Annotated in this window: 12 protein-coding genes and 1 riboswitch; all 12 genes read left to right on the top strand. The window is 40.5% G+C overall.

Annotated features, from left to right (window positions below; translation table 11 throughout):
* Positions 1 to 143: 143 nt before the first annotated feature.
* Positions 144 to 238, top strand: a riboswitch (cyclic di-GMP riboswitch).
* A 189-nt stretch (positions 239 to 427) separates the two neighbouring features.
* On the top strand, positions 428 to 856 hold the full coding sequence (locus VIK44_RS10430) for a type II secretion system protein (RefSeq protein WP_331553843.1): 429 nt from the start codon (positions 428 to 430) through the stop codon (positions 854 to 856).
* A gap of 137 nt (positions 857 to 993) precedes the next feature.
* Positions 994 to 2,409: an O-antigen ligase family protein gene (locus tag VIK44_RS10425; RefSeq protein ID WP_331553842.1), complete on the top strand. Its 1,416-nt coding sequence runs from the start codon at positions 994 to 996 to the stop codon at positions 2,407 to 2,409.
* The gene (locus VIK44_RS10420; RefSeq protein ID WP_331553841.1) at positions 2,393 to 2,791 is read left to right on the top strand and encodes a hypothetical protein; all 399 of its coding nucleotides are present in this window, start codon (positions 2,393 to 2,395) and stop codon (positions 2,789 to 2,791) included. The genes VIK44_RS10425 and VIK44_RS10420 overlap by 17 nt, the downstream gene beginning before the upstream one ends.
* 56 nt (positions 2,792 to 2,847) lie before the next feature.
* On the top strand, positions 2,848 to 3,612 hold the full coding sequence (locus VIK44_RS10415) for a prepilin peptidase (protein ID WP_331553840.1): 765 nt from the start codon (positions 2,848 to 2,850) through the stop codon (positions 3,610 to 3,612).
* A 34-nt stretch (positions 3,613 to 3,646) separates the two neighbouring features.
* Positions 3,647 to 4,831, top strand: a complete 1,185-nt coding sequence (locus VIK44_RS10410) for a type II secretion system F family protein (RefSeq protein WP_331553839.1) — start codon at positions 3,647 to 3,649, stop codon at positions 4,829 to 4,831.
* Between the two features lie 13 nt (positions 4,832 to 4,844).
* On the top strand, positions 4,845 to 6,401 hold the full coding sequence (locus VIK44_RS10405; protein WP_331553838.1) for a hypothetical protein: 1,557 nt from the start codon (positions 4,845 to 4,847) through the stop codon (positions 6,399 to 6,401).
* The gene (locus VIK44_RS10400; RefSeq protein WP_331553837.1) at positions 6,401 to 7,195 is read left to right on the top strand and encodes a hypothetical protein; all 795 of its coding nucleotides are present in this window, start codon (positions 6,401 to 6,403) and stop codon (positions 7,193 to 7,195) included. Before VIK44_RS10405 ends, VIK44_RS10400 begins: the two co-directional genes overlap by 1 nt.
* Positions 7,196 to 7,278: 83 nt before the next feature.
* Positions 7,279 to 8,517: a hypothetical protein gene (locus VIK44_RS10395; RefSeq protein WP_331553836.1), complete on the top strand. Its 1,239-nt coding sequence runs from the start codon at positions 7,279 to 7,281 to the stop codon at positions 8,515 to 8,517.
* Positions 8,518 to 8,527: 10 nt separating this feature from the next.
* Positions 8,528 to 8,950 carry a PulJ/GspJ family protein gene (locus tag VIK44_RS10390; protein WP_331553835.1) on the top strand — a complete coding sequence of 141 codons (423 nt, stop codon included), beginning with the start codon at positions 8,528 to 8,530 and terminating at the stop codon, positions 8,948 to 8,950.
* Complete coding sequence (locus tag VIK44_RS10385; RefSeq protein ID WP_331553834.1) at positions 8,947 to 9,447, top strand: PulJ/GspJ family protein; 501 nt, start codon at positions 8,947 to 8,949, stop codon at positions 9,445 to 9,447. Before VIK44_RS10390 ends, VIK44_RS10385 begins: the two co-directional genes overlap by 4 nt.
* Positions 9,448 to 9,547: 100 nt before the next feature.
* A complete protein-coding gene (locus VIK44_RS10380; protein ID WP_331553833.1) occupies positions 9,548 to 9,940 on the top strand; it encodes an arsenic metallochaperone ArsD family protein in 393 nt (130 codons plus the stop codon).
* 245 nt (positions 9,941 to 10,185) lie between these two features.
* Entirely contained in the window at positions 10,186 to 11,619 is a 1,434-nt protein-coding gene (locus VIK44_RS10375) for a nicotinate phosphoribosyltransferase (RefSeq protein WP_331553832.1), read from the top strand.
* The last annotated feature ends 66 nt before the right edge of the window (positions 11,620 to 11,685 follow it).

Raw genomic sequence — 11,685 nt, 5'->3', positions numbered from 1 at the left:
TTTAAGGATACAACCAAGTGGAGAGCCGTCCAATGACGACTTTTGTGTTAAGCTAAACTTATTTAAATCAGAAAAAAGCCAATAATAAACCAGGAAAATTCTCATTATTAACTTGACTTTTAATTGAGAAACAATTAAGATTAAGGAGTTACTAGCATATCAGGCGAAAACCTGTGACGCAAAGCTTTAGGGTCTGAGTTAATGGAGTAAAACCATGATACGACAGCCAGCTGCCACCATTTCATGGGTGGCTATTTTTGTCTAAAAAAGAAATAATGGGTGGTACTTTTGTTTAAACTAAAAGAGCTTGTAATAAACTATAGCGATGCTGTGAAAAGCAGATCGCATTAACAATGTTTATGTTTCATCTTGTGGCGCAGATGATCATATAGAGTTCTTAAAAAATAAAAATAAAGGAGAGTTGTTTATGAAATTTATTAATAAAATGCGTAAAAAAGAAAAAGGTTTTACTCTTGTTGAAATTATTGTTGTATTGGTTATTTTGGCTATTTTAGCAGCCTTTACCATTCCCGCAATGTTGGGATTTGTTGGGGATGCTAGAGAGAAGGCAAATCTTGCAGAAGCAAGAACTGCTTATATTGCAGCACAGTCGGTTGCCACTGAAAGAATAGCAACCAGACCATCCTCAGAAACGGTAGCAACAGCAGCAACAGCAGCAATATTAACAATACAAGGTAAAACCGGGCAAATGCTTGATTTAATTGGTACTGACGTTCCTGGGAATATATCAGGTGTTGTGATTGATGACAAAGGAAAAGTTACTGATTTTGTTTATAAAGCAGGCACTAATATATATACATATGCAGCTGGAAATTTTGTTATAAGTCAAAGCTAAAACAAATTTTTGCATAGCAGAATAAGCACCCTATGCGCCATAGGGTACATACCAATCTCCCTATTTATGGCGCAAACCCGTCATTGGGTTTGCCCAGATAGGGAGATTTTTTAAATGACTTATAAAGGAGCTGTTCAGTGAAAAAGTTGGCACAGAACATGGATTATCAAAAATTTAAAAATGCCAAAAATTTATCTGAGATGTTAGGCCAAATCCCGGCCGCTTTTTTTGAAACAATTCTCTTTTGTTTATTGGCTTTTTATTGCCTTTCACCGGTTTTCATAGTGGCGCTTCTCAACCTGGGAATCACTTTTTTTAATCCGGTGTTTTTATTGCTCCAGGTAGGTTATGTTTCTATTATTTTCACAGTGCTATTAGCTTATAAACGGTTTAGCGAAAGAACACAAAAAGAATCTCTAAAAAAATGGATAGTTATAAAGTTTCCATTTTTGTTTCTCGGGGCAGTGGTAGTTTGGGCAATACTTTCCACTCTTTTTTCATCAAATATAGAGCTATCATTCTTCGGAGACTATTACCGAAAAGAAGGGCTTTTGACCATCGGGGCTTATGCAGGTATTTTTACCGGAATGCTAAGCATCCATGATGAGAAGCTCAAGTTCAAAATCATACAAATTTTTGTTTGTCCCGCCACTGTGTTAGGTGCTGTGGTGATTTTCCAATATTTTGGGCTTCCAATTAAGAGTATAGTTTATCAGTTTGGTGTCAATGATGACAAACCCTATATTCTTTGGGCAGGGATTTTTCATAACATTAATCATTATGGATATTATCTTAGCCTGGCGGTAATGGCAACCGGAGGCTTGTTCATTTTTGCAACCCGTAAAGGGTGGCTTCTTATTTATGGTTTGGCTTACGGTCTTCTTACTTGGGTGCTAGTGGCCAATAATACCTTCGGTTCTTTCCTGGGAGTTGCGGCTGCTTTAGTTGTTACAATAGTAGCGTTTTTCTACCGAAAAGAGAAGATAAAAAAAAGTGCTCTGTTGTTGCTGGTGTTTTTGGCAATCGCCTTTACAGTCAATGGCATCATCGGTCAGGTAGGGACAAACGTCAATACGCTCACCGTCGATATGAAAGAGATTGCCCAATCTTCCAATGAAAAAGCCTCCGAAGAAATCATTAATTTAGCAAAGAACGCAGGCTCTGGCCGTTGGCAGCTTTGGATGGGTGCACTTAAAATAATGGAAGAAAAGCCTTTGTTTGGGACGGGTCCGGATAATATGGCAACATCTTATGCTGACTTGGGATTAAACTGGGATCGTCCTCACAATGAATTTCTTCAAATTGGCGCCAGTTTTGGAATCCCGGCACTAATTTTTTATTTACTGGCACTGATTTTTGGCTATGCTTATGGGTATAAACACTTAAGTGCGCTTCCGCAATCATCGGTGATTGCTTTTAGTGCCTGTACCGGTTATCTGTTTTCAGCCTTATTTGGAAACACCATGTATTATACCTATCCTTATTTCTTGATGTTTTTGGCCATTGCCTTTTCAAGAAAACCCACGAAGGAGCTACATGAAAATCCCTATTAAGAATTACCAATATGCTCCGGTTGAAAAGGAAATCCCCAAGTTTGGACGAGGTTTTGCCCTGGCGGTCATTATCCTCCTTGTGGTGGTGATTGTTATTATTGCCGGACTTGTTCAGGGTTTTCGTCAAACCACTTATTATGCCAATGCCCGGGTGGTGTACATGGCAGCCACAACCAAAGCAACCGAATCCATGGCATCCGGTCATTATGAGGTTCCGGTTCAAGAGGACTTGCTTTCTCTGATTGGGGAAGAAATCAACGCAGGAGCCACCATCCAGGTGGTGGATGAAAATCGGGATGCCATTATTGATTATATCGTCTATACTAAAAACGGCTTGATAACCAAATATATTCCTGGGGACATAGTGGTTACCTCAGAATAACAGGGTTTGAGAGGCAGCACTCACACAAAATTATCATGAAAGGATACACGATCAGCATGATTGAACTTATTTATTTTATATTTGATGTCTTTGTGTTTGTTTTTGGCACTGTTATTGGCAGTTTTCTCAATGTAGTCATTTATCGGGTACCTTACAAAATCTCTGTGGCAAAAGGGCGTTCTTATTGCCCGCACTGCAAGTCGCCTATTAAAGGCAGCAATAATATTCCCATATTCAGTTATCTTCGGCTTCGTGGAAAATGTGCTGACTGCAAGGGGAAAATATCTCTGCGTTACCCTTTGGTAGAGCTTTTCACCGGGATACTGGCGGTGCTGATATACTTAGTCTACGGTTTTACGATTCAGTGGGCGGTTGTTTTTATGGCAGGAGCCATTTTAATTGCCATTACCGCAATCGACTTCGACACCATGACCATTCCCAACGGTTTAGTCATTGCTTTAATGGTGCCGGCACTACTTTGCTTTTTCGTTTTTCCGGATGTTGGCATTCTTTCCCGGGTTATCGGTATCTTTGCAGTCAGTCTTCCCATGCTTCTTTTAACCCTGTTCATTACCGATGCTTTTGGTGGGGGGGATATTAAGCTCATGGCCGTGGCCGGATTTATGCTGGGGTGGCCAAATACCTTTCTGGCAACCTTTATCGGGTTGATTCTTGGGGGAATTGTGGCAGTTTTTATTCTTATCAGAAAAACAAAAGAAAAACATATGGCATTTGGACCATATTTGTGCATTGGTATCATGACAGCCATGATTTTTGGTGATATAATAATCCAGTGGTATATTAGTCTTTTTGGACTATAATTAAAACAAGAAAACAGCAATCTGGGAGGTTCCCATGCCGGTTTATAAATACTCAGCAAAAAACTTACAATCAGTTGTCGTCCGAGGCACCATGGAAGCATCCGATGCAGAGGCGGTTCGGCGCACCCTTCGGCAAAAAAATGAATTCGCACTAAAAATAGTCGAGGTTAAAGAAAATAAAAAACCGTATCGGCTAAAACCCATGGAGCTTTCGGATTTTTCACGCCAGGTTGCCAGCATGATGGCTTCCGGCATTACGGTGATTCGGGCCATTAAAATCATGGCGGAACGGGACATTAAGCCACCCCTTAAAAAGGTTTACGATACCCTGTATCGGGAAATCCAACGGGGGAATACTTTGTCCTTTGCCATGGAAGCAACGGAAGGCTCCTTTCCTGAACTGCTTATTAACATGTATAAAGCAGGAGAAGCCAGCGGCCAAATGGAAGGCACCGCCAGAAAAATGGCGGATCACTACGAAAAGGAGCATAAGCTCAACGGTAAGATTAAAAGCGCAATGACCTATCCGGCCATTCTCTTTGTGGTAACCATTATGGTGGTGATTTTAATTTTCACCGTGATTTTGCCTCAATTTTTCACGCTCTTTAAAGGCATTGAGCTTCCGATGATTACCCAGATCATGATTAATATCAGCACCTCTTTAACCAATTACTGGTTGTTTTATATCATCGGCACGCTTATTATGATTGTACTCATGAAGTTTCTTCTTGCTGTTCCCAGCGTGAAATTGGGGCTGGACAAATTTAAGTTGAAGATACCCCAGATCGGGAAGCTGCTAAAAATCATTTATACCGCGCGCTTTGCAAGAACCCTGAGTTCTTTATATTCCAGCGGTCTTGCCATGATTAACGCCTTAAATATCAGTGGCTCCATTATTGGGAATACCTATTTACAGAGCCAGTTTCCAGATGCCATTGCCCAGGTTCGAAACGGGGAACCGCTTTCGGCATCCATCGCCACCATTAAAGGCTTTGATCCCAAACTGGTATCGACCATTTATATTGGTGAAGAATCCGGGAATTTGGATGAAATGCTGGAAACCGTGGCAGATTCCTTTGATTATGAGGCGGAGATGGCCACCACCCGGATGGTTACCTTTATTGAACCCGTTATGATTATTATTATGGCAGTTATTGTCGGCGGTATCATGCTGTCTGTCATGCTTCCAATTATGACCTTATACCAAAATATCGGATAGGAGGACAGACAATTTGCAGACAGTTGTATTTTTTTCGAATGTTGGAATTCAAGTCCTCCAGGGAGTCATAAAAAAGGGTGGACAACTCACAATTCGAAATTCCAGAACCCTGCCATTAGAAGCCGGGGCCCTCATTAACGGTGTCATCACCAATGGGGAAGCATTGCGAACCGCTATTACCTCAGCCATGGAAGAAGACCAGAATCTATTTAAAAACATAAACCTGATCATTGACAGCAGTCTGATTATGACTAAAAATATTGAGGTGCCAAAGCTCAGCCCAAAAGCGCTTTCAGCCCTGGCGATGACTGAATTTGAAGATACTGCGGGAAATTATGAAGAACTGGTTGTGGATTATTCAAGTATCCCCGGGCCTAATGGACAAAACATGTTTTGCTGCGCTGTCGAAAAACGGGTGCTTGAGCCCTATGTGGCTTTGTTTGAAGGTTTGAAAATTAAAATCAACAGCATTGACGTGGGTCTCAACGCCATCATCAAGTATGTTTCCGGAACCAGGGATTACGGTGGAATGACGTTTGCCTTAAATATTGTTGACGGGAATAATCTTATATCCCTTCTTTTTGAAAACGGCCTTTATATTTTTTCTAACCGATCCCGTTTAATGGCAGACCGAGGCACCGATGCCTTTGCATCCGAGCTTTCGACCCGATTGTCATCCCTGATCCAATTTAACAAGTCTGAAAAATCCGAACATACTCTGGTTATGAGCCTGTACGCCGGTTTGGATGAATTCGAATTAAATACGCTTCAAACCCTTGTTTTTGACCCAGACCTCAAGCTGTTCATCCTTCCCCAGACACCAAACGTTAAAGCAGCCTTTAACATTGATGACACCTTTGATTTTGGCGGATATCTCTATCCGGTTTCGGGATTTTTTACAGGAAAATCAGATATCAACCTGATGCGTGCTTACAGGCAAAGCAATCGGGTTGAAAAAGACGGTAACTTTAAATATAAGGCTCTGGTCCTGCCCATTGGTTTAGCGGTGTTTTTTATTGGTGCTTTTGTGATCTTCTTTATTATTAACAGCCAGATGCAAAAGAATCTGAATTGGGCGAATAAGTACATTAATGACCCAAAAGTACAGGCGGAATATACCCAGTCCCAAACATTAAACGAACAGGTTACTCTGATTAATGCCGAAGTATCCGGTATGGAAAACATTAACCAGGCCATTAACACCAACCCTAATCTGGGTTCATCAAAGCTTAATAGTATTAGAACCCTTACCAATGGAGTTATCGCTCTGAATACCATGACCTATGATGGCCTTACCGGGGATATCAACATAATAGCCATTGCAAACAATGAGCAGGAAGCGGCAAAATATATCCAGCGATTAAAGTCAACCGATTATTTCACCCAGGTGGTTTATACGGGCTATTCGGCATCGGAGATGACCACAACCACAACAACTCCGGGAACCGCCACAACTCAAACCGCCACCGTCCCCGCAACAGGTACAAGCACCACAACCACAACAACCACAACAACTACCACAGGTTATGGTTTTGTGGTTGATGCATATTTGAAGGCCGGGGGACAATAATGAAAAAATTAACGAAACGCGAAAAGGTACTCATTTATATTCTCGTTTGTTTTGGCCTTTTAATGGGAGGCTTCTATTTAGTGGTATTTCCAGGTTATCAAAAATACCAAACCCTGAGCAATCAATTGACGGAAGCCGAGTTTCAACAAAATACTATGGCATCCGCCATTGAAAGTGTACCGACGGTAATGGAAACCCGGGATCAAGCCAATGTTAAGCTCAGTGGATTAAAAGGACCCTATTTAGCCCATTTGCCAAATGAAGGATTGGACAGCCTTTTAACACAGCTTTGTTTGGATTATTACCTAAAGCCAAGTGTGTTAGCTGTTGAGACGAATGCCTGGCAAGGGGTGGCAACCTTTGTGGAAGCACCGGCAGTTTATGCAACTACCCCAGACCAGGTAGTTGGAAGTGGAAATACAAGTACGACTACAGAACCGACCACAGGAACTTCTGCAAAAACACCAACAGGAACCCCTTCAGAAGCACCAACAGTAACCTCTACAGAAACACCAACGGGAACCACAGCAGTGGATTCCGGGTCGACACCAACCTGGACCGGAGTGGTGACCATGACGTTAACAGGAGCGCAGTATGATTTTCAACAATTAATCGATGCCGTGGATGCACGAACGGATATGATTATTTCTGCCTATGATATTGTGCCTGAAGCTCTGCCGGAGACGGGAACATCTGGAAATACAACCACCACAAGTTCAGGGTTTGCACCTGAGTTGGATGGGGGTAATATAACCATTAATGTGACTTTTATTGTTTATATGGTCGATAAATAAAAGGTTCCAGGATGAAGCTAAAGCCAGCTTTTCAGGTCTGGCTTTATTGTTAAAATAAACCATGTTTCATAGGAGGATATGCCATGAATAATAAAATAAGGCAGGGATTGAAAAATACTAAAGGCAGTTCTTTGGCCTTTGTTCTCATTATTAGTATGGTTTTAATGATAATGGTTGCTTCAATAATGACAGTAGCCAACAGTGGTTTTACCTTTACCCAGGAATCTGTTGAGAGCCGCCAGGCTTATATTGATGCCAAGTCGGTGATTGAGTTTGGAAAGATTGAGATTAATAGCAGGATGACGGCTTTGGAAGCCAAAGATCAACAATTAAAAACGTTGTATGAAGACTTGGATAAATTAATTAAAGACAATCAGCCAACTGATGGAAAAGAAGATGAAATTCGAGCAAAAGTTACCGATATTAATAGCTATGTGAATAATAATTTAATTGCATCTTACTATATAGTAGGAGATGAAAATAATATTTCAAAAACCCTTGCAAAAACTCTTGATCCCACAAAAGCAGTTGGAATTTTGACTGTTGAAACAAAAAAAGTTGAGGATAACAACAATCTAAAAACTAACAAATATATATTTAATATTGATACCCAAAATTTACGGCGTAAGTTGGATTTTGAAGCAGCATTTAATTATGAAGTGACAACTCCTGAAGCAGTTTTGCCGACGCTTCCAAGTGATCTAGCGAATTGGACAGGCGCATTCATTCAGGATAAAAACAAAACAGGATTAGAAATGAAATTTACGTCAAATGAAAAGGCTATTGCTGAACAGGATAACGTATTGGCGGTTGATAGAAATTACTTAAGTTTAACTATTGGAGAAAAGAACGGAAATGGAAAATTTCAGTGGGAACCTCATAAAACCCTTGATTTAGATGTAGCAAATGTGTGTTTTATAGAGCCAATTCCTTCATCTAATAAAGCGGATCCCACTAACGGAGATGATTCCACATTTGATATAAACGCAGAGACAGTTATCTTCGAAGGTGATCTTATTATTAATGCAACCTCTTGTCTTATAATAAATTGTACGAATTTATGGGTCAAAGGTAATATCATTATAAATACAGATACCACTGCTTCTGATACTTTTAAAAATCAAATCACAGCAACAAATATTATTGTCGGTGGCGCATCGCAAAATAATACAATTTTTATTAAGGATCCCACAAAGATGACATGGTCTTATAACAATTTTTGGCTTAATGGTATTATAACCACAAGTTATCCTAACTCAGAGAGTCCTGGGAGTTCAGGTGAAACTCGGAAAATTAATAATCTGACAACTGTGTATTATTAAGGAGAGCATCATGAAAAGGATATTAAATAATCAACATGGTGTCACTCTGATTGAAACAGTGGCTGCCACCGCAATTATCACTATTATTTTGGTCACTGTCCTAGGAGCACTACTCTATGGACAGAATATGATCGTATTTAGTGACAGCAAAAACAATCAAGGGGCCCAAGCCCAGGAATTGGTTGATTCCATTATGACTTCTTTATCAAAAGGGGCAATTCCGACTGACTCATCATTAGGGGCGTATAATGTTATCGGTAATCCAGGCGATAAATTTTCATATATAGAAGCAAAACCAAAACAATATTATTATACGGACACTACCATTGATGGCAAGGCAGGCTATGCGATTAATGTTCGAGTATACTTTAATAATGGAGAGTCTTATGTTGATTTAAGAGCCTTTGCCAAAAAGGGTGGTAGTTGGGTATGAAAATTCAGCGAAATGATTGTGGAAATAAAGGTTTTACCCTTGTTGAACTCCTTGTAGCGTTGCTGATTTCCGGAATCCTAATGGCAACTGTGTCTTCGGTTCTTCTCATGTCTCAGAAGATTTATACTCGAGGGGAAAACACCTCATATAAACAGAAGAGCATTACCAATATAGAGACAGATTTGCAGAATGCACTGGCTACAGCAACCGCAATAAGTACCAGTACAGTCGCAGGAAGTGACTATAGTATTGGTTTTAATAAAGATGGGGTATGTGTAGAGGTAATCGGTGCGAACGAATACAAAACTGATCAAATCTCGGGGATTACTTTAGAGGTTGTCAATCATAATACTATGAAATACGGACTTATTGCAAAAGACAACACCATGTCCACGCTTAGCGGAGGAATTGTAATGAATAATATAAAAGATGCATCTATAGATACGTCGATCAATGCTGACCACGAAAACTACCTTGTGATTACATTGGCAAATTAGTGCATAGCCCTAATTTTCCTTAACATTTAAATTTCAATTCACAAAATATCACGCCTGTGTTACTATACCCTTATAAATCTAGATTCAGGAGGACAAAAGAATGCGAAAAATAGAAATATTCGAACCTGTCGGTTGTGCCAGTGGGTCTTGCAGCCCGGAAATTGAAAGGGAATTAATACGAGTTGAGCGCATCGTTCAGGATTTAAGAGAAAAGGGAATTTCGATTTCCCGCCATAACATTATGGATGACGGTCCGGCGTTTTTAGCCTCGGAAGTGGTCAAAAATGCTTTGGAAACTGAAGGAACGGAATGTCTGCCATTGGTTTTGGTTGACGGCAAAATAGAATCTAAAGACGAATATCCCACAGACCTTGAGCTGGCTAAATGGGCAGGACTGCCATGGAGCGATCTGGAGATTTACGCCGAACGTGAAAAGCGGGAAAGTACGTATACAAAAGCCCCAGGCGGTGGCGGCTGTGACAGCTGCGGTTAAGATGCTGAAAATCGGAGTTGAATCTTAAGAAATGCGTAAGCATTTCTTTTTTTCTTGATATTAAGAGAAAAATTTGTAGAGTTAAAAAATAAATTGATAAAAAAATGGAGCGAATTGGCATAAAAACCATTAAAAATGGATAAATATGCGTTGAATATAAACAAATATTTATATTGAAAAAATTTGTATTTTAACAGGGTAAAGTGATAGAATAGATTCGACGTAAAAAGAAGGAGAATTATATTATGCAATTTGATCGAAAGCTTCAGCTTGCAACTGATCTTTACCAATTTACCATGGGAAATGTCTATGTTCAGGATGGTAAAGCTGCAGAAGAAGCTGTTTTTGATGTTTTCATACGGGAAAATCCCTTTGGTGGCGGTTATACAGTGGTAGCGGGTTTGGAGCAGGTCATTGATTATATTAAAGGTCTTCAATTTACAAAAGAGGATACGCTTTTACTGAAAAAAAATCATCCTGAGTTCTCCAAAGAATTTTTGGACTACTTAGAAAACTTTAAATTTGAAGGTGAGATTTATGCAGTGCCCGAGGGAAGCATTATTTTCCCGTTTGAACCCATCATTCGGGTAAAAGGACCCCTGGTACAGGCTCAGCTTGTTGAGACAACTATTCTCAGCATTGTGAATCACCAAACCCTGATTGCAACCAAGGCCGCTCGAATCATCGAGGAAGCCAAAGGCGATGTGGTTATGGAATTTGGTCTTCGTCGTGCTCATGGAACGGAAGCAGGTTTTTTTGGTGCCCGGGCAGCAGTCATCGGCGGCTGTGACGGAACCAGTGTGGTGGAAACCGAGGAAATGCTGGACCGGCCTTCCATGGGAACCATGAGTCACAGTTTTATTCTGAGTTATGACACCGAAACCGAAGCCTTTGAAAAATATGTAAAATACAATCCCGATAATGCCATTCTTCTGGTGGATACTTATAACACGCTGGGTCAGGGCGTACCCAATGCAGTGAAGGTGTTTAAGAAAGCGCTGGAAGTTGGGGATATTACCGGACAGTATGGGATTCGGATTGATTCCGGAGATTTAGCTTATCTCAGTATTGAATCCCGAAAGCTTTTGGATGAAGCGGGTTTACAGGCTGCCGGGATTGTGGGATCCTCGGATCTGGATGAATACCTGATTAAAGATTTAAAAATCCAGGGTGCGAAAATAAACGCCTGGGGGGTTGGCACCAAGCTCATTACCGCCTACGATTGCCCGGCATTGGGTGGGGTTTACAAGCTGGCATCCATTGATGGAAAGCCAAAGCTTAAAGTCTCCAATGACCCCGGTAAAATTACCAATCCGGGATATAAAAAGGTTTTTCGCATTTACGGAAAATGTAACGACATGGCCCTGGCGGATTTAATGACTCTGGACCATGAAGTTATTGATGAGAATGAACCGTTAACCATTTTTCATCCGGTGTACACCTGGAAAAAACGGACCATTAACAATTATTATGTCCGGGAAATAATGGTGCCGATTTTTGAAGCAGGGAAATGCGTGTATGAATCCCCGAGTATTTTGGAGATTCAGGCCCACCTCAGAGATGAAAAAGCCCATTTGTGGCCGGCATTTAAGCGGATGGTAAATCCCCATGTTTATCATTTGGATTTATCCCAGGAATTGTGGTCATTAAAACAACGATTACTAAGCGAAGCTGAATAAGCATTGCCTAAAACCGATACTAAAGAATATGGAAATAATGAATGAAAACAATAATAATCAATATCC

The organism is Acetobacterium sp. (genome assembly GCF_036508315.1).
Classification (GTDB): domain Bacteria; phylum Bacillota; class Clostridia; order Eubacteriales; family Eubacteriaceae; genus Acetobacterium.
This window is presented reverse-complemented; position numbering and strand designations above follow the sequence as displayed.